17 protein-coding genes and 1 pseudogene are annotated in these 18,994 nt (G+C 65.3%); 6 read left to right on the forward strand and 12 right to left on the reverse strand.

What is annotated here, in order from left to right; translation table 11 throughout:
* Both AC1DWT_RS41405 and AC1DWT_RS41410 read right to left on the reverse strand, forming a co-directional pair.
* A partial coding sequence (locus tag AC1DWT_RS41405) for a phospholipase D-like domain-containing protein (protein ID WP_477925109.1) occupies positions 1-690 on the reverse strand: 690 nt, incomplete at its 3' end.
* 166 nt (positions 691-856) lie between these two features.
* Positions 857-1,036 carry a hypothetical protein gene (locus AC1DWT_RS41410; RefSeq protein WP_206012238.1) on the reverse strand — a complete coding sequence of 60 codons (180 nt, stop codon included), beginning with the start codon at positions 1,034-1,036 and terminating at the stop codon, positions 857-859.
* Positions 1,037-1,197: 161 nt separating this feature from the next.
* Between AC1DWT_RS41410 and AC1DWT_RS41415 the strand changes: the two genes are divergently transcribed.
* The gene (locus tag AC1DWT_RS41415; RefSeq protein WP_206012237.1) at positions 1,198-1,368 is read left to right on the forward strand and encodes a hypothetical protein; all 171 of its coding nucleotides are present in this window, start codon (positions 1,198-1,200) and stop codon (positions 1,366-1,368) included.
* 355 nt (positions 1,369-1,723) lie between these two features.
* Here the strand turns inward: AC1DWT_RS41415 and AC1DWT_RS41420 are convergent, their stop codons facing one another.
* The 10 genes from AC1DWT_RS41420 to AC1DWT_RS41465 form a co-directional block, all read right to left on the reverse strand.
* Complete coding sequence (locus tag AC1DWT_RS41420; protein ID WP_477925112.1) at positions 1,724-2,968, reverse strand: amidase; 1,245 nt, start codon at positions 2,966-2,968, stop codon at positions 1,724-1,726.
* A gap of 62 nt (positions 2,969-3,030) precedes the next feature.
* Positions 3,031-3,984, reverse strand: coding sequence for a PDR/VanB family oxidoreductase (locus tag AC1DWT_RS41425; RefSeq protein ID WP_477925132.1), 954 nt, complete (start codon positions 3,982-3,984; stop codon positions 3,031-3,033).
* A gap of 4 nt (positions 3,985-3,988) precedes the next feature.
* Entirely contained in the window at positions 3,989-4,495 is a 507-nt protein-coding gene (locus AC1DWT_RS41430) for an aromatic-ring-hydroxylating dioxygenase subunit beta (protein WP_477925114.1), read from the reverse strand.
* Positions 4,485-5,768, reverse strand: coding sequence for an aromatic ring-hydroxylating oxygenase subunit alpha (locus AC1DWT_RS41435; protein WP_477925116.1), 1,284 nt, complete (start codon positions 5,766-5,768; stop codon positions 4,485-4,487). Before AC1DWT_RS41435 ends, AC1DWT_RS41430 begins: the two co-directional genes overlap by 11 nt.
* Positions 5,765-6,070 carry a hypothetical protein gene (locus tag AC1DWT_RS41440; RefSeq protein ID WP_373560195.1) on the reverse strand — a complete coding sequence of 102 codons (306 nt, stop codon included), beginning with the start codon at positions 6,068-6,070 and terminating at the stop codon, positions 5,765-5,767. Before AC1DWT_RS41440 ends, AC1DWT_RS41435 begins: the two co-directional genes overlap by 4 nt.
* Positions 6,067-7,413 (reverse strand): MFS transporter, encoded by a 1,347-nt coding sequence (locus tag AC1DWT_RS41445; RefSeq protein WP_477925118.1) that lies wholly within the window; start codon positions 7,411-7,413, stop codon positions 6,067-6,069. Before AC1DWT_RS41445 ends, AC1DWT_RS41440 begins: the two co-directional genes overlap by 4 nt.
* Positions 7,414-7,533: 120 nt before the next feature.
* Complete coding sequence (locus AC1DWT_RS41450; RefSeq protein ID WP_477925120.1) at positions 7,534-8,301, reverse strand: IclR family transcriptional regulator; 768 nt, start codon at positions 8,299-8,301, stop codon at positions 7,534-7,536.
* Complete coding sequence (locus AC1DWT_RS41455) at positions 8,298-8,963, reverse strand: TetR/AcrR family transcriptional regulator (RefSeq protein ID WP_477925122.1); 666 nt, start codon at positions 8,961-8,963, stop codon at positions 8,298-8,300. The genes AC1DWT_RS41450 and AC1DWT_RS41455 overlap by 4 nt, the downstream gene beginning before the upstream one ends.
* On the reverse strand, positions 8,947-11,373 hold the full coding sequence (locus AC1DWT_RS41460) for a glycoside hydrolase family 3 protein (RefSeq protein ID WP_477925124.1): 2,427 nt from the start codon (positions 11,371-11,373) through the stop codon (positions 8,947-8,949). Before AC1DWT_RS41460 ends, AC1DWT_RS41455 begins: the two co-directional genes overlap by 17 nt.
* Positions 11,374-11,417: 44 nt before the next feature.
* Positions 11,418-12,686 (reverse strand): MFS transporter, encoded by a 1,269-nt coding sequence (locus AC1DWT_RS41465; protein ID WP_477925126.1) that lies wholly within the window; start codon positions 12,684-12,686, stop codon positions 11,418-11,420.
* 447 nt (positions 12,687-13,133) lie between these two features.
* Between AC1DWT_RS41465 and AC1DWT_RS41470 the strand changes: the two genes are divergently transcribed.
* The 5 genes and pseudogenes from AC1DWT_RS41470 (at position 13,134) to AC1DWT_RS41490 (ending at position 18,914) form a co-directional block, all read left to right on the forward strand.
* A complete protein-coding gene (locus AC1DWT_RS41470) occupies positions 13,134-13,691 on the forward strand; it encodes a nuclear transport factor 2 family protein (RefSeq protein ID WP_477925128.1) in 558 nt (185 codons plus the stop codon).
* Positions 13,692-14,588: 897 nt separating this feature from the next.
* Complete coding sequence (locus AC1DWT_RS41475; protein ID WP_477925134.1) at positions 14,589-15,941, forward strand: MFS transporter; 1,353 nt, start codon at positions 14,589-14,591, stop codon at positions 15,939-15,941.
* Entirely contained in the window at positions 15,934-18,159 is a 2,226-nt protein-coding gene (locus AC1DWT_RS41480) for a dehydrogenase E1 component subunit alpha/beta (protein ID WP_477925130.1), read from the forward strand. Before AC1DWT_RS41475 ends, AC1DWT_RS41480 begins: the two co-directional genes overlap by 8 nt.
* Positions 18,156-18,278 (forward strand): annotated as a pseudogene (locus AC1DWT_RS41485) (E3 binding domain-containing protein); the annotation flags it as partial. The gene AC1DWT_RS41480 and the pseudogene AC1DWT_RS41485, both read left to right, overlap by 4 nt.
* A gap of 108 nt (positions 18,279-18,386) precedes the next feature.
* A complete protein-coding gene (locus AC1DWT_RS41490; protein ID WP_477925136.1) occupies positions 18,387-18,914 on the forward strand; it encodes a 2-oxo acid dehydrogenase subunit E2 in 528 nt (175 codons plus the stop codon).
* The last annotated feature ends 80 nt before the right edge of the window (positions 18,915-18,994 follow it).

Raw genomic sequence — 18,994 nt, forward strand, 5'->3', positions numbered from 1 at the left:
GTCACCGCGGCGCAGGCGGCTGTCGGTCTTGTCGTGGTGGAACCATTCGAGCTGGTACTTCGCTGCCGGCCCGGCAGGTGCGCGGCGGTGGCGAGCCTGGGCGGCCCAGGCGTGGTGTTCGGTCGGACCGGGTTGATATTCGATGATGTGCCGCAGAAACATTCGGGTGATCTGTGCGGGCAGGAAGCCGGGGTCGGCCTGTCCGCGGCCGCTCACCCCGGGGATCGGCACCGCCCGCCCGATCTGCCACTGCGCGACGGCGTTGTCGAGGAACACCTGATCGACCTCGGTGACCTCCTCGATGCCGTCGATGAACCCCCTGACCGAGGCAACAAGGTCCGGGTCGTCGGTGATGACCACACCCTCGACGGCGATGGTGGAGCTGTGTGAGGCATTGGCGGAGCCGATGACCGCCCACCGCTCGGTGGCGATGACATTGGCGTGCAGGTCCGGCGACGACAGCACCCGCACCCCCGCGTCCCGGTAATACGCGAGCGCCACCGGAGAGGTCAGGTGTGCGCGCACCGCGGCGCGGGAGGCGTTGACGACGAGGACGTCACCGCCGCGCAGCGGCAGCAGGGTGGGCGCGTCCTGGCCCAGGTGGGCGATCGCAGCGCGGCGGGACCCGCGGGTGCGGATGGCCCGGGTGATGTGCGGCCACGGGCTCGGCCCGTGGAAGGTGGTCCCCATATCCGAAAACGGTAGCGGGTGCGCACACCCGGCCGGGGTGGATCCGCCGATCGCGGCCGCACGGTCGACACCCCGGATCAGGCCGCTGCGCTGCGACGATGACACGTCCCCTTTCCCGCGCGCGACCGCACCGCGCAGTTCCGCTCCGGGTGCGAGGCCGGTGCCGTCACGGCCGACGGCCGTCGTGCGGCTTCGGCTCGGCCGCCCGGTACCACGCGTGCGCGCCGAGGCCGGCGACGAGAAACGCCCACATCGCCAACACCGGCGAATCGGTAGCGGTCGCCGCATGTGCGATCGATACCGCGGCGGTCGGCGACATGACGAGTTGCGTCTCTGGTGACAGCACTCGATCTTCTCCAGCGCACGGATACTCCCCCTTCGACCTCTTCTGGACATGTCGTCTTCGCAAACCCTGGCACCGGCGACAGGCCGGCACTACACACCCCACTTGCACAACACAATGTCACGTTGTAAAGGAAGTGTCACCGACAGCGAGGGGAGATGCACATGTCCAACACCGCAATCGTCGAGGGGGCCGCCGAACTGGACGCCGCGCGCGCTCGCTACCGCGCATCGATCGGAGGCGATTCGCACTCCGAATTCGTCGCCGCAAAGGTCGCCCTGGTCGAATTGGGAACCGGCCGCAAGGTCTCCGAGGAGGAGATCGACTACCTGTAACCCGGCAGCGTGCGAGGCCCCGTCATTTCACTTGATGGGGGCCTCCTTCGTGCGGCACTGCGGCCGCGGGAGTGTCGATGCCGCACGGGCGCGGTCGATCTCGATGGCTCGCGACGAACTCGTGCTCTTCCCGATTTGGAACATGACAATGCGCCATTGTCAGGTGATGATGGAAGTGAGAGTCCGACGAGGGGGCGCCGTGACGTACGACCCTACCGATGACCAAACCTGCCGGCCGCGCTGGAACAGATCGACAAGGCCAACACCCGACTGGCGCGCAACACCGGTCGAAGGCAGACCCTGATCGACTCCGTTCGCAACGGGACTGATAGGCGGCTGCGCCTGAAAAGGGCCCTCACACCGGGCGACGACTGCTCTTTTCGATGCAGATCCCGAGGGACAGGAGTTGCTCCACTCGACTGGGGTGTCCGATGAGCTGGATGCCGAGCGGCATGCGCTGCCCGTCGAGACGGCCGGGGACCGTCAGGGCTGGGAGGCCTAGTAGTTGCCACGGTCGGCTCAATATGGGTGACCCGGTGGCGGACAGACCCTCGGGTGCTGCGCCGGGGGCGGCGGGGCCGATGATGGCGTCGACGTCGGCGAGCAACGCAAGTACTTCAGCTTGTGCCCGTACGGAAATTGCGAGAGCGTCGCGATAGTCGTCGTCAGCGATGTTGCGGCCGAGCGCCAGGAGATCGTTGAGTGGTGCGCTCAGTTGTGTGGGGTGCTGGCCTTCGAGGGCCAGCGCTCGGGAGGCCTCGTATGCCATGACGGTGCCGTGTGCTTCCACTAGCAGTGGTGTGATTGCGGGCCAGTCGTAGTCGACGAGTTCGGCGCCCTCGGCGACGGCCGCATCGACTGTGCATCTCACTGCCGTCTGCATGTCGTCGGAGATGTCGGCGAGTTCTTTGCCGGACCAGACCGCGAGCCGGGGGCGCTCCAGGTTCCGTACCGGGTCGGCGGGCCTGTCCTGGCCGGTCAGTGCCAGGTAGGCGAGTCGGAGATCGGTCACGGTGCGGGTGAGAATCCCGGCCGCGTCGAGGGTGTGGGACAGGCCGGCGAACCCGGTGGTGTCGAGTGGTCCGCCGACCGGTGCGACGAGTCCCGCGATACCGCAGTAGGACGCGGGCCGGGTCAGCGAGCCGGCTGTTTGGCTGCCGAGGGCCAGCGGAACCATACCGGCTGCGACCGCGGCCGCGGACCCACTCGAGGAGCCGCCTGGTGTGTGCGAACGACGGTGCGGGTTCCGGGTGGGGCCTGGTGCGAAGTAGGCGAACTCGGTAGTGACCGTCTTGCCCAGCGGGATCGCTCCGAGTTCCCGGAGCCGGGCGACGAGGGGTGCGTCGTCGTCGGCCACTCGACCTCGCCGCAACGGTGAGCCGCACTCGGTGGGCAGGCCTTTGAGGTCGATGATGTCCTTGACTCCGAAGGGTATTCCGTGCAGTAGTCCGCGTCTCGGCGCGTGGTCGAGTGTGCGTGCTGCGTCGAGTGCTCCTTTTCGGTCGACGCGAACCCAAGCCTGGATGCTGGGCTCGGTGCGGTCGAGTCGTTCCAGTGCGTCGGCGACCGCCTCGCTGGGGAGTAGGTTACCGGCGTCCATCCGAGTCGCAAGGGTAGACAGACTCGACTCCACGTCTCGTTGCGGTCGTTCATCGGGGGTGGTCACAGTTCGAGTACCAATCGCGCGGTCGTGGCCCGTGACACGCAGGTGGCGATCTGGTCCCCGGCTTCCTTCTCTTTGCGGGTCAGGCAGTTGTCGCGGTGGTCGGGCGTACCGTCGAGGACGGTCAGTACGCAGGTGCCGCAGATGCCCTCCCGGCAGGACGTGTCGACGTCGATGCCGGCGTCGCCGAGCACGTCGACGATGCTTCGCCCTGGTGGCACGGAGAACACCTCCCCGGTGTCGAGTTCGACCTCGAACTCGCCGCCGTCGTGGGTGGTCGGTTCCAGAGCCTGGAAGTGCTCGATGTGGACCTGCTCCTCCGGCAGCGATTGCGTGGCAGTGTCGACGACACGCTGCATGAACTCCTTGGGGCCACACGCGTAGACGTGTGTCCCGGAGCTGATGTCGGTGAGGATGCGCGCGAGGACCGCGGGTTGCTCTCCGCGTTGGACGCCGAAATGGAATTCGACCGACGGCGCGAATGAGGCACCCTCGAGCAGGGGAACGAACGCCGCCCCCTCCCGGTTGGAGGCGAAGTAGTGCAGCCGAAACGGGGAACCGTCGGTGGCCAACCGGTAGGCCATGCTCAGCAGGGGGGTGATACCGATCCCCGCCGCAACAAGGACGTGCTCGTCGGCTGTCGGGTCGAGTGCGAAGAGGTTGCGCGGTTCGCTGATCGTGAGTTCGTCGCCCACGTCGACCTGGTCGTGCAGGGCCGCGGACCCGCCTCGGGAGCAGTCCTCCCGCTTGACCGCGATCTGGTAGCTGTCGGTCTGGTCGGGTGGGCTGCACAGTGAGTACTGGCGGGTGATTCCGCTCGGACCGGTGACGTCCACGTGCGCTCCCGCCGCATAGGGTGCGAACGGTGCGCCGTCGCTGCGGCGCAGCGAAAAGCTTTTCACTGCTTCGGTTTCGGTGACGATATTGTTGATGGTGACTGTGATCATGCAGATTTCCCTACAGCAGGAATCCGGACGCGTTGACGGCGTCCGTCGAGTTGATCAGCCGGACGATCTTCCGCTCGATCAGCGGCGCGGGGCCGGCGATCCGGATGCGGTGTGTCACGTCGGCGGCGAGGACGAACGTCGCCTCGCGGCGATAGCCCACCAGTACCTGTGCGGAGCTGAGTTCGACGGTTTCGTCGTCGAGGTGGTCGACGACGAAACGGGACAGGGTCCGCACGGTGCGCGCGGCGGCAGTCGCGGAGATCGAGTGGCCGGCGGTGAGCCGTTCGATCCTCATCCGGCGCATGCGGTCGTCGTCGTAGACCATGTTCAGTGATGCTTCGAAGTCGTCGGTGTCGGGGTCGATCGGGATCACGTACCGACCGTCGGGTGCCCAGAGCAGGTCCCAGTCCTCGTACCGTTTGCGGTCGAGTAGTCGGGCTTCGCGCCAGATCAGTTCGATCGCCCGAGCGATCCGAGGATCGGAGAGTTGCGCGGTCTCAATGGTTTCAACGGACATCGGTCATCATTGCCTTCCACATCGTGTACGCCTCGCGCATGCCGGTTTCGTCGGTGGCGTGGGAGACGCGCCCTTTCGCGTCGTCCTGCTCCCGTGTCAGTCCGCGGTTCACCAGGATCGGGAGTCCGGGTCCGGCGGCGGCGCCGCGTTGGACACGGTCCCAGGCCTCGGAGTCGTCGGGGCTGCCGAATCCGAACGGCCCCTGGAAGTGCTCGTGGATCCGCAGTCTCTCGCGGTTGACGACCTCGGGGCCTCCGTCGAGGCCGAGGGCGAGATGTCGGATCTCGGTCTCGGTCACGGAGATCGGGCGCAGGGCGCGGAAGAATGACATCGACATCGCGACGTTCGGGAAGAGGTTGAGGTTGAATCCGGCGCCGTGCATCGAGCGGACGATGCGCCGGACCTGATCAGCGGGCATGGTCTTCGACAGCTCGTCGACGATGTGGCGGAACCGTTCCTGTAGGGGTTCGGATCCGTCGTCGTCGTCGAGGTCGACGTGTTCGGGCACCATGACCATCACACTGTGTCCGTTTCCGAGGGAATGGGTCACGGCGTGTTCGTCGGTCATGAACGACAGCATGTTCGCGGTCTCTTCGTCGACCGACGACATCCAGGATCGATGGACGATGGGGAAGTGGTAGCCGTCGGTGGTGTTCTCGAGCTGGATTTTCCAGTTGCCGTTGAACCGGAACTTGTGTTCGCCCTGCACCTTGATCGGGTAACCGGCGCCCTGCTTCATGAACAGGTCGATCCAGTGTTTCGCCGGTCCGAGGAAGTCGGCCAGCGGCTCGACGTCGGGGTTGGCGCTGGCGAAGATCATCCCGGCGTAGCTGTCCACCTGCAGGCGGTGCAGCGGGAAGTCCTTCTTTTCCAGGACGTCTTCGTAGCCGTCGGGGTAGGGGATCCCGCGGAGCTTCCCGTCCAGGGCGTAGGACCATGCGTGGTATGGGCACGTGAAGCCGTTGGCGTTGCCGCGCGGGACCTCGCAGACACTTGCACCGCGGTGGCGGCAGCGGTTGAGCAGCAAGTTGATTCCGCCGCGGCGGTCGCGAGTCACGATCACCGGCTGCCTGCCTACCGTGGCGGTCCGGAAGTCTCCGGCGTTCGGGATCTCGCTCTCGTGCGCCACCCAGACCCAGGTCCGGTTGAAGATGCGGTCCATCTCCCGCTCGAACAGTTCCGGGTCGGTGTAGAGGGAGACGTCCACGCGGTCGGGGTGAACCAGATCGGCGATGTCGGGACCGGTGTGGTCCTTGTCGATGGAGGTGGTCATGATGTCGTTTCCTGTGGGTTGTCGGATGTGGCGTGTTCGGACCAGGTGGCATGTGCGGTCCAGTAGTCGCTGCCGTCGGCCCTGATGCCGTGCTGCCATTCGGTGGTTCTGCGGAGCGCGGGTTCGACGGTGGCGCACGCGGCGTCTGCGCCGTCGGGGCCCTCCTCGATAGCACCCCAGTGGACCCAATTCACTTCTTTGCCGTCGCTGTCGTGCAGGAAGAGGTCTACGTGGAGCCAGCCGTAGTGGCGGATGTCGCGGTAGCAGGTGAGGAGCATCGTGCGGCCGTCGCGCGCGGTCACCGCGAGATCCTTTCCGGCGTAGGGTCGTGGTCTCCGATCTCGCTCGGGGAGTCGGTGTCGTCGATGTCCGTCGCGTTGGTCTCGGGTGCAGCGGCCACCGCGATCACGGTGATGAGACCCATGCCCACCATGAACAGTGAGATCGGCCATGACATCCCGGCCCAGGCGAACAGTGCGGTGGCGATGATGGGCGAGAATCCGCCGGCAACAACCGAGGCCAGTTCGTGTCCGAGGGCGACGCCGCTGTAGCGCACGCGGCTGTCGAACAGCTCGGTGAAGAAGGCGGGCTGGGTGCCGATCATGGCACCGTGGCAGATGACGACCGCGACGAACATGGCGAGGAACACCAAGACCGGTTCACGCGAGTCCAGCATCGCGAAGAAGGGGTAGGCCCAGGCGATCATCGCGATGGCACCACCGAGATAGACCGGACGGCGCCCGATGCGGTCGGAGAGCGCTCCCCACAGCGGCATGGCGAAGGACTCGACGAGCATGCCCGTGACGACTGCAGTGAGAACGAGTCCGGTCGACAAGCCGATCTTCGCCGCGTAGGCGAGGCTGAAGGTGAGAAAGATATACAGTGCGCCGTTCTCGGCGATCCGCGCCCCGAAGGTGATGAGAATGGACTTCGGTTGGGTGCGGATGACCTCGAGGACGGGAAGTTTCGCCTTCTTCGGGGAAGTGGCCTGATGACGGGCGGCGGGTGTTTCCATGACCCGCAGCCGGATCAGCAATCCGACCGCGGTGAGGACGATGCCGGCGATGAACGGGATCCGCCACCCCCAGGCGAGGAACGATTCCGGTGTGGTGAATGCCTGCACGAGCGAGTACGCCGACGCGGAGAGCACGAATCCCAGGCCGACCCCCGTCTGAGACCACGCGGAGTAGAAGCCGCGGCGGTGCGCGGGTGCCTGCTCACTGACGATCAGCACACCGCCGCCCCACTCACCGCCGACCGCGATGCCCTGGATGATGCGCAGCCCGATCAGCAGCGCCGGCGCCCAGATGCCGATCGCCGCGTAGGTGGGGAGGACACCGATCAAGAAGGTGGCCACACCCATGATCATCAACGTGATCACGAGCATCGACTTGCGTCCCGCACGGTCACCGAAGTGGCCGAAGATCACACCGCCGAGGGGGCGGGCGAGGAAGCCGGCGGCGTTGGTGCCGAATGCGGCGATCGTTCCCACGAGCGGGTCGAAGTTCGGAAAGAAGAGCGTGTTGAACACCAGCGCGGCGGCCGTGCCGTAGAGGAAGAAGTCGTACCACTCCAGAGCACTGCCGACCAGGCTCGCGATCGCCGCTGTGCGCACCTCACTTCGGGTGCGCTTCGGTCCTGCCATTGTGGGTCCTCCATCGGCTGTTTTCGAGATCGACAACTGCTGTTCAGCTGCAGCGATTGTTCACGCCGAAGTCATCGAAGGAAATGCAATCGGACCGCTCTTCGGACCGAAAAGTTGACATCATGATTTGTTTACACCGGCGAAATCTCGTGACAGGGCCCGCGCGGCCGCGGTGACGACCGGCGCCAGACGTGCGACAGGCACCCGGTCGATGGGCCCGACCACGGTCAACGTCGCCACCGCAATATCGGCTGAGAACACCGGTGCCGCGACAGCCCCGTAGCCGACGACGAGTTCCTGGCGATCGACCGCGTATCCCTGCCGTCGTATCTGCGCGAGCTCCGCGTCCAGCACAGCAGGATCGGTGATGGTCCACCGCGTTCGTTGCCGCAGGGTGGACCCGAGGACGCGGTCACGAATCGAGGGGTCACCGAACGCGAGGAGAGCCTTGCCCGATGCACCACAGTGGAACGGCACCCGACCCTCCACCTGGGTGAAGGTGACACCGCCACCGCGCTGGCTGAAGTACTTCTCGGCGAAGAGCACATTACGGTCGCCGGGGAACCCCAGCACGACCGTCTCGCGGGTGGTGACCGCGAGATCCTCGAGATACCGCGCGGCGATCAGTCTCAGATCCCGGGTGCGAGGTACGCGCTGACCCAACTCGAAAAGTAACGGCCCCAGCTCATAACGACGGCCTTGCCGGTTGAGTAGGCCTACCTCGACCATCTCGCTGGCCACCCGGTGAACGCTGGTCTTGGCGAGGTCGGTGCGCCGTGCCAATTCGGACAGACCGAGGACGGGTGCCCCGGTGTCGAAGGAATCCAGGATCAATCGAACCTTGCGCAGCAAGGAGTCCCCGTCCGGCTCACCCCGCCGAGCCATCATTGCTCGGTAGCCTCGTCCGGTTCCCCCACCGTGCCCCACCGTGCCCGCAGTTCCGCGACGTGTGCAGAGAATTCGTCGACCATCGACACCCGATCGGGCCGCACCAGCCACTGTTGCTGCAACCCGTCCACGACCGCGATGGTGGTGCGAACGAGCAACGAGACCGGCGCATCGGCACGCATCTCGCCGCGCGCCTGAGCAACGCGGACCGCGTCGGTCAGCCACGCCTCCATTCCGTCGTAGTGGTCTTGGACCCACTGGTGGGCGGGGTGATTCTCCTCGATTGCCTCCGCAGACAGACGCACGAACAACTCGACCAGATGGCGGCGGGTCGAATTGCGGGCAACCAGGGCCTCGAGCGCGTCGAACGCATCCCACCCGAGCGGTGCCTCGCCGTCGCCGGTAGTGAGGAACTCCCCGTCCTCGGCGCCGCGTTGCTCCAACACGGCCGCCAGCAGTGCCGTCTTGGTCCGGAAGTGATGCAGCAGACCGGACTGGGACAGCCCGGTCTGCGCGGCCACTTTCGCGATGGACGTTCCTCGGTATCCGGAGGTGGCGAACAGATCGGTCGCTGCCTGCACGGCCTTGGCCCGGGACGCCTCCCCGGCCAAGGCGCGCAACGATTTCCCGCGCTGCGAGTGATAGCTAGGCGGGAAGGACATCCTTGCTCCTTTGTATCGTCGGCAATGCCGGTCGTGTGAGTCTGATGTCGCCGAGGCCACGGGCGATCAACACCTCGCCGGTCAGGGGGAGGAGTTGCCAACCGTTCTCGTGCCACCGCCGGAGCACTCGTCGGTCGACGGGGACGTCGACGGTCACGGTGGCACCGGGGTCGACGTCGATCCCGGACCAACCGATCAGCCGGACCGGCTCGCCCTTCGGCCGCCAGTACACCTGCACGACCTCACGGCTCGCGCGGGACCCGACGTTGGTCACCTCGACCCGCACGCAGCGGAGATGGTCGTCGACGATCACCTCGGCGTTGCCGTAGGCCCAGTCGCCGTAGCCGAGGCCGTGTCCGAACCAGAACAGCGGCTCGGTCGACCACCCGCGGTATCCGACGGAAAGACCTTCTGCGTAGCGCACTTCCCCGCGGTCGGGAACCGGCGACCATGCCGGTCCCTCGCCGTCCCGCGCCGGAAACGTGGTGACGAGCCGACCGGCAGGTTCGATTGCACCGGACAGCGCGGCGGCGACGGCGTCGCCGGCCTCCTGACCGGGCAGTCCGGCCCATAGCACGGCGTCGACGCGGTCGAGCCACGGCATCAGAACGGGGGTGGCCGCGTTGACGACGACCACCGTCCGTTTCGCGGCCGCCGCAACCGCCGCGACCATCGCGTCCTGTTCCCCGGGGAGCGCGAGGGTGATCTTGTCGACCTCTTCGCTCTCCTGCTCCGGGGTCAGCCCGACCACCACCACCGCCACGTCCGCCTGCCGTGCGGCTTTCGTTGCCGCACCGATCGCCACCGCGGGTGGTTTCGTGGCCACGCGCGCTGCGAGCCCGAGGATCGGCCGACCCGGTGCGGGAGTAGCGACCGCGGTTATGATCGCACCCGGTTCGAGATCGAGAGTCACTGTGCGGTAGGGCAACCGTAGTACTTCGCCGGCGTCGTCCACCCGATCGAGGCGGATCTGCTCGTAGTGGCCCGGTGTCGTAAACGTCCATTCGCCACGGCCGCGCACACCCACCTGGACCCGCGTGGTTTCCGGGAGGACGATCTCGGCGCTGAGTTCGATGGTCGTCGCCGAGTCGAGCCAGGAGTCTTCGCGCAGCGATACCTCACTCCAGTCGACGTGACGAGACTCGAGCACCTCGCCTCGCTCGTCGCGGGTGATGACCCGCATCCCGTACCGGTGCGTCTCGGGATCGCGCAACAGGTGCGGTGCCGCGGCGAGCGGGTCCGTGCGCACCTCGACCCCGTCGACCACGGACACGCGATCGGGACCGAATGCCTGGACGATGCCATCCGCGATGCTGACCACGTGTGGTGGCCGTACCTGCGACGATCCAGCGCCCTGATCGGTCGTCTCCGTCGCGTGTCGGCCGATGACGGCGACCGTACCGGTACCTGTCAGCGGCAGCGCCGCCTCCTTGTTGACGAGGACCGTCATACCGCCGGCGGCAAGACGACGCAGGGTGCTGCGCCGCTGGGGGCTGTCCGGTGCCGGCCCACCGGGCGTCCACTGCCGCTCCGGGCCGAACGCACCCACTCGCCCCGCCAGGCGCAGGAGACGGCGCACGTGGTCGTCGAGGATGGACTCGGCGACCGCACCGGCGCGCACCGCGTCGACGAGGGCATCTCCCCAGGGGCCCGCGGGGCCCGGCATCGTCAAGTCCAGTCCGGCATTGGCACTCTCCGCGGTGGAGTACGTGGCGTACCAGTCGGACATGACCAGCCCGTCGTAACCCCACTCGCCCTTGAGGACGCCGTCGAGGAGGCGGGCATGTTCGGTGGCAGGAGTGCCGCCGATGGAGTTGTAGGCGGCCATTACCGCCCACGGGTTGGCCTCGGACACCGCGATCTCGAAGGGGAGCAGGTAGATCTCCCGCAGGGTCCGCTCGTCGACAATGGCATTGGCGGTCTTGCGATCGGTCTCCGATTCGTTGGCGACGAAGTGCTTGATGGTCGCGCCGATCCCGTTGTCCTGCAGACCCTTGATGTAGGCGGACGCCAGTACTCCGGTGAGGAGGGGATCCTCGCTGAACGACTCGAACAGGCGACCGGCGAGCGGAGTGCGGTGCAGGTTGACCGTTGGTCCCAGCACGACGTGTACCCGCTGAGCCTGCGCCTCCTTGGCGAGCAACGCGCCGACATCTGCCGCGACGCCGGTGTCCCAGTGCTGGGCCAATAGGGTCGCGTTGGGTAACAGGCAGGCGATGCGGCCGCCGGTGAAGCGGTCACCGCGCACCCCGGTGGGTCCATCGGAGAGCACGATCTCGGCCAGGTCGATGGACGGGTCCGGGTGGAGGGTGAAGTTGGACGCGCCCGTCAGCAACCGAACCTTGGACTCGACGTCCATGGTTCCGATTGCCGTGTCGATTCGGGCGTCCAGGTCTGCCAGGGGGTGCAATTCTGCATCCTTTTCGTGTCGATGAGAGACGTCCCGCGCGGCCACTAGCGCACCTTCCTGATCGGGACGATGAGGAGCGCGCCCACCGCACAGACGGCCGCGGCGACACTCAACAGGAGGTCGTAGTTGTGGCCGCCGACGCCGATGAGAAGCGCACCGATACCCGGTGCGAGGGTTTGGGGCAGGACGTTGGCCATGTTGAGGACGCCGAGGTTCTTCGCCGAGTCGTCCTGTCCGGGGAGAACATCGATCACGAGCGCCAGGTCCACTCCCATGTAAATGCCGAACCCGAGCCCGAGCACCACCTCGGCGACGTAGAAGCCGCCCGCAGTGTGGGCCTGCGTCAGCATCACCAGTCCGATCGAGAAGATCACGCTCGCGGTGATGACGAACGGCTTCCGTGTGCCTACCTTGTCCGAGAGCCACCCCGCCGCCTGGCCGGCCAGCGCGAGCGTCACCGTGTACAGCAGCACCCCGGTGGCCATCACCGCGGTGGCGCGGGCGAGCGACAGGTCCAGTTCGTACTGCATGTAGAGCAGCCGGTACGTCATGAACAGATACAGCGCCATGGTGATCATGAATCGCGATGCCCAGGCGTAGGCGAAGTCGGGATAACGACGCGGCGAAAGCCAGAAGGTCTTGAGAACCGCACGCACACCTTCCCGTGGCGGACGCGCCTGGAGCGGTCGATCCGGGAGCAGGAGGAGGAACGGCAACAGGAACACGATGCCGATCACGGCAGGGACCAGGAACATCAGCAGCATGTTGGCGACGAGGAACTGCGCGACGTAGGCGGCGCCGAGTTTGCTGCTCTGCTGCATGACGCCGATCAGTCCACTCACCCGGCCTCGCTGGGCGGGCGGGATCTGGTCGGCGATCGAGGCCATCAGCGCCGCCTGGGCGGCGTTGGCGAACGCCTGCGCCGCGAACCACGCGATCGCGATTCCGACGACATTGGGAACAAGAGCGAGCACGAGCTCGCTCACTGCGAGACCCACGATGCCGATCAGAAGCCACGGTCGGCGGCGACCGAATCGTCCGGTGGTGCGGTCGCTGATCCGGCCGAAGATCGGGTTCGCGAGAAAGGCGGCCAGCGCACCGATGCTGCTGACGGTGCCGAAGACGGCAATCACATTGTCGGTGCCGACGAGGGACTGCACCTTGATCGTCAGGCTCGCCGTGACGGGTGTGAGCAGTGCGATCGACAGCCCGAACTGTGCGAGGGCCATCGCAGCCACCAGCTTCGCCGGTGCCTTTTCGGTCGGTGGGGAGAAAGCGGCATCGACGGGGACAGCCTCGTCTGTGGTGGTCATGGATCCTCCTTTGAGGGCCCACGCGCTGCGCGGGCGGAGTGGTGCGAGCATACAGACCGAGTACTCGGTCTGTATGAGTGAGCGAGTCGAGCGGGACTGGAATAGGGCGTTGGTTCGCCCAGTGCTCTCGCGGAGAGGAGAAGAGGACCTCCGCGTGGTCGGGGCCACAAGACTGTGGCCGCAGGATGAACGGAAGACAACGGCGATGGTCCGCCTAACGGACCGATGACACCCGGTCGAGGAACCTTTAACACGCCCGAAACCGAGGCGAGTGGAGATCGGCGCCGATCCGGGCGTGGGCGTCACGCCCACTCGCGAACATCGCCGCGGAGTGAGTACAGTACTTCCGTCACACGACTCAGATATTTCGCCTGATGGCGCGCGCCCACCTCGAAAACGAAGCCACAGAGGGCTTCCGGCGGGGAACGGGCAGCGGGAGGAGAATCCATGGCGAATGACGCCACAATTGCTGCACTGATCGACCGCATCGAGGTGCTCGAAGCCGAAGCGGAGATTCGCCGGATACAAGCGCGCTACATGTTCCTCTGCGACACTCCTTGCCCCGAACTCGGAGTTCGGGACGACGCACACCGAATCGACCTCATTCTCGATCTCTACGCAAAGGACGCGGTCTGGGAAGGCGTCGGCGAGTACTACGACAACCAGTTCGGCAGGGCCGAGGGACACGCCGCGATCCGCGCACACTTCGAAAGCTTCTGGGGTGACAAGCGTGACCCAGCACTGTTGCTCAATGCCCACTATCTGACGTCGGAGCAGATTCACGTCGACGGCCACGAGGCCACGGGGCAGTGGATCCACATGCAACCCTGGCTGTTCTCCGACGGCCGGTCGCTGCTGCGGTCGAGCCGACTCAACAACGCCTTCCGCAAGATCGACGGCATATGGAAGATCACGCGGACACGAACGGAGAACGTCTTCATTTCGTCGCTGCCACATAACTTCGCCGAGACGTACCCGACAACCTCGGTTCTGATGCGGCCCTAGGGAATCCGCGCCTCTGTACACGCCGTGCGTCCGCCGACATACGCCGTGCCAAAGCAAAGCAGGATCGGCTGGGAGACAGTCCTTCGCCTGGCTTCGGAGCATCACGAGGGCAATCATTCCCGAGCCTGATGTGAGGGCAGGCGCGCCTGGCCGCGGACGAGCTGTAGGTGCCGTGCAGGTGCGCGCGATGATCTCTGCACCTACAGGAAAAACCCTGCCGACAAGACGAATTCACCGACCGCTTCGGTGCGGGGTTTGGCGCTTTGACGACCCAGGCATCGGTGCGGCGGAGTAGAAGCGCGTGCGCGGCGCGAAGGAGGTCGGTGCGCACGCGCGGTGAGTACGATCGCCAGCTGTCCTGTGCGGCAGCGGCGACGCCCAGGGCGGTCAGTCCACCGTCCGCCACCTCGGCGACAGTGAATGTGGTATCGGTGATGTGACATGTGCCCAACCGGATGGAGCCCGTCGGGCACATGGTGTCCCATCGTGCGCGCGTGTGTGGACTTGTCGTGTGCGATTGCGGTCATGAGGTTCGTCCTTCGTTCGTGTGATGTGGCCGGACCGTGACTGCGAAGTTTCCGTCCGTCTGCGGCCACCTCGCTCATCGAGCGGTGTATCCGCCATCGACCGGCCGGATTCATTCCGGTCACCCCTTCGGATCTGTCCGAGTGGGTTTCGGTGGTGCGTCTGGTCTTGGTTCGCCGGGTTCCGTTCTCGGGCGCGTTCTAGCGCACGTGGCGTCGCATCGTGTGTTGCGCCTGGCAATTGCCGCTTGCGTATGACGTCAATCACTTGTACGTTCCCCTTGTCAAAACGTTTTACCACTGGACGCACCCGGCCAGGAGGGCGATATGCCGGGATCGTCGGGGTCCACTCATCCAGGATCAAGGAGAAGTCATGCACCAAAATGACGGCACGGCTGTCCCCGTCGAAGCGAGTCGCTCGGGCACAGCTGGGCAGAGTCGCCGCGCCACCCTCGCGGCCTATTTCGGCAGCATGCTGGAGTACTACGACTACTTCATCTACGCATCGGCGGCCGCGCTGGTCTTCGGCACGGTATTTTTTCCTTCAGCAGGAAACCTCTCGCTATTGATCTCGCTCACCTCCTTCGGTGTCGCATACGTTGCGAGACCGTTTGGTGCGCTGTTGTGGGGGCATTTCGGTGACAAGCTCTCTCGCAAACAGGTGCTTGTGCTCACGCTGGTGATGATGGGCAGCGCGACTCTGGTCATCGGCCTGATTCCGTCGTACGAGCGGATCGGCATCGCGGCGCCCATCTTGTTGATGCTCATGCGCATCGTTCAGGGGATCTCTGCTGCCGGCGAAACCGCAGGTGCGGTAAGTCTGGTGGTTGAAAGCTCCGGAGAATCTCGCAAGGCATTCAACGCCAGCTGGATCCAATCCGGAAACCTCTCCGGGTTCATCCTCGCGAATCTGGTGTTCGTACCCATCGCGATGCTTCCCGACGAGCAGCTCATGAGCTGGGGCTGGCGAATCCCGTTCCTGCTGAGCGCGGTACTGATCGTTCTCGGGTTCTTGATCCGACGGGGCCTCGAGGACCCCGCAGAGTTCACCGAAGCCAAGGCCGATGCGAATGCTGAGTCGATCTCCCCGTTGCGGGAGCTCGCGCGACATAACAAGGGAGCCGTACTGACTCTCGCCGCCCTCGGCCTGTTTCAGGGAACACACACCATGGTCACCGTCTTCGGTCTCGCGTACGCGACGAAAGTCGTTGGTTTGGTGAGCTCCACCGTCCTCTGGATGCTCGTGGTGGTCAGCGCTACCGCACTGGTCACAGTCCCATTCGGGGGCTGGCTGTCGGACCGAATTGGCTGCAAGCCAGTCTTCTTGTACGGCGCACTGGTGAGCGCCCCAGCTTTCGCGTTCTATCTCTGGTCCTTCACCACCGGGAATCTCGCCCTGATGTACATCTCCGCCATCCTGACCTACGCCTTGGTCTACAGCATCGGCAACGGAAGCACGATGGCGCTGTTCGCAGGACAGTTCGATGTGCGAGTCCGATACAGCGGCCTCGCAGTCGGAATGCAAATCGCCGGTCTGGTCTTCGGATTCGCTCCCTCAGTTGCCATCGCATTGGTCGGCGGCGACCCCCAGAACTGGATCTACGCGGCTCTCGTACAAGCGGCGCTGTGTCTCGTTGCCGTGATCGGCTGCCTTTTCGCCCGCGGAACTGCACGCACACCGGCACCGAGCGCCCAGGATCGCACCAAGGCGGACATCAATGCATAAGGCAGAGCTGACCCACCATGTCCCCTGGGTGAATGTCACGGTTGACCAGGAGGACGTGCAATCCATCAATTCGGATGTGTTGTGGTCGATGTACGCCCACACTGCCATCGTCCGAGCATTCGAGCGGTCCCTGATCAGGGTCACGAGCGAAGGACTCGTCCACGGCCCGATGCACTCGAGCATCGGACAGGAGGGCGGTGCCGTCGGCTCAGCACTCGCACTGGAGCCGGGGGACACGGTCAACGGCACTCATCGAGGCCACCACCAGTTCCTCGCCAAGTCGCTGGCCTACCTCGGGGCCAAAGGACATGCGATCCCCTCCACCGGTGATCTCCCGGAGCCGATATCGGGCTTGTTGAGTCAGTCGTATGCGGAAATCCTCGGTCTGCACGGTGGATTCAGCCTTGGCCGGGGTGGGTCGATGCACCTTCAGTGGCTCGAAGCGGGAGCGCTCGGAACCAATGCCATCGTCGGCGGCGGAATACCGTTCGCCGCCGGCAGCGCCTGGAGCCAACAGCTGAGTTCGGACGCCGACCGTATCGACAACGTCACCGTCACCTATTTCGGGGACGGTGCGGCCAACATCGGTTCCGCGCTCGAGACGATGAACCTGGCGGGTGCGTGGAAGCTGCCATTGTGCTTCTTCATCGAGAACAATCAGTACGCGGTAGCTACCCACATCGCCGAGGTGACGGCCGAGACCCGCCTCTCCGCACGAGGACAGGCCTTCGGCATTCCCTCGTGGAAGGTCGACGGGATGGACCCGGTCGCCGTGTACCTCGCCATGCGGGAGGCACGCGAACACATGGCAACTGGACAAGGGCCGGTCCTCGTCGAGGCCGACGTCTACCGCTTCTACCACCAAAGCGGTGCATTCGCAGGCAGTGCGTTCGGCTACCGCACTCGCGATGAAGAGAAGCAGTGGAAGCAGCGAGACCCACTGGTGACCGCGCGGAACCATGTGAGTCAGCGAGGACTGGCAACCGAGCCGGATCTGCAATCCTTCGAAGCGATAGTGAACCAGCAGTGCGAGGCGATCCTGGCCGGGTTCTTCGAGACAGCGACCGGCGGAAATCGAATGATCGCGGAGCGCTTCTGGCCTCCAACCGATCTGGTCGACGAACACATCCGGAGCGATCTGTCCGAGCTCTCAGGGATCACGCACCAGGAGGACGAAACAACCGACGAGACATCGGCGGAGGTGGTGTACGTCGACGCGGTTGCGCGGTCCCTCGGAAACGCGCTCCAGCGCGATCCCCGCATCCTCCTGCTCGGCGAGGACATTCATCGCCTGAACGGGGGAACCAACGGGGCGACGCGGGGCCTGTCCGAGCAGTTCCCCACCCGTATCATCGGCACACCGATCAGCGAGAACGGTTTCGTGGGTGCGGCTGGAGGACTCGCGATGATGGGTCGATACCGGCCAATCGTCGAGTTCATGTTCGCGGACTTCGTACTGGTTGCGGCAGATCAGGTCTTCAACCAAATCGGTAAGGCGCGACACATGTTCGGCGGAAACGTCGAGATGCCTGTTGTGGTCCGTGCCAAGGTCGGGATCGGCTCGGGCTACGGTTCCCAGCACTCGATGGATCCGGCGGGGCTGTTCGCGATGTTCCCGGGGTGGCGAATTGTCGCCCCCTCGAACCCGTACGACTACGTGGGACTGCTCAATACCGCCCTCGAGGTCAACGACCCGGTGCTGATCCTGGAACAGACCGAGCTCTACCACGCCAAGCAGAAGTGCGAGCTAGGCTCCCTCGACCACCACCTACTGCCAGGTATCGCACGGGTTGCGCGGACCGGCGGCGAGGTCACCATCCTGACCTACCTCAACATGGTCGGGGAGGCCCTTGCAGCGGCAGACGACGCGAATGTTGACGCGGAGGTTGTCGACCTGCGCTGGCTCGACCGCGCCAGCATCGACTGGGACACCATCGAGACCAGCATCAAGAAGACCAACCGGGTACTCATCGTCGAACAAGGCTCCTACCCCTCGGGCTACGGGGCATGGCTCGCGGACGAGATCCAACGCCGCCTCTTCGACCACCTCGACCACCCGGTCATGAGGGTCGCCGGCGGAGAAGCCTCACCCACCATCTCGCGCCGGCTCGAGCGGGCAGCGGTGGCTCGCCGCGAGGAAATAGTCGCGGCCCTCCAGCGAGACATGGACCTCGCCGGCGACTCACGGGCACCACTGAAGGTGGTGCAGAGCCGTTGAACCCGGCAGCCGAGCCACACCGCCTCAGGGCGTCACCCCTCGCCCGCAGACTAGCCTCCATCGCCGGAGTCGACATCGCAGCCGTCCACGGCACCGGACCAGGTGGACGGATCGTTCGCCGGGATGTTGAGACGGCGGCGTCTGCAGCCCTGGCCACTCCCACTCGGGGGGTCCGCATACGGGAGAACCCCCAAAATCTCCGCGCGGACATCGTCGCCAAACAAGACGTGTGTGCGAACCGGCTGGTGGACCTGCGCGACGCCGTGAACGCCGACCGCGACCGGACGATCTCACTGACGGCACTGATCGTGAAAGCGGCGGCTCTCACCCTCAGGGACCATCCACGCATCCCGACAAGCAACGTTGCCGTCTTCACTCCCCGCACGGGCACCCGGATCGTTGACAGCAGCGACGACCTCTCGATCACGACCTACAGCAACGTGATCGACTTCTCCGCAGAGGCAGCAAAGACGGAACCACAAGCGTCGAAGGGAGCCACCGTCCTGGTAGTCGACCTCGGAGAATCAGGTGTGAGCGAGTACTACCACCCTCGGCCCGCGCGTGCCCTTCTCAGCATATCCGTGGGTGCAGTCGAGGAGCGGGTCGTCGCTACGAAAGACGGGATCGGCATCCGGCAGATGCTGACCTGCACCGTGAACGCGGACGGGCATCTGCTCAATACGTCCGAGGTGTGCGAATGGCTCCGTGCGCTGCAGCATCACCTCGAGAATCCCGAACTGTCGCTACTGACATAGAAAGTGAGCGTGAAACATTGACCTCGAGAAACATCGTCGTGACTGGTGCCGGCAGTGGCATCGGACGAGCAACTGCGAAG

This window comes from Rhodococcus sp. P4_B6 (assembly GCF_056402215.1).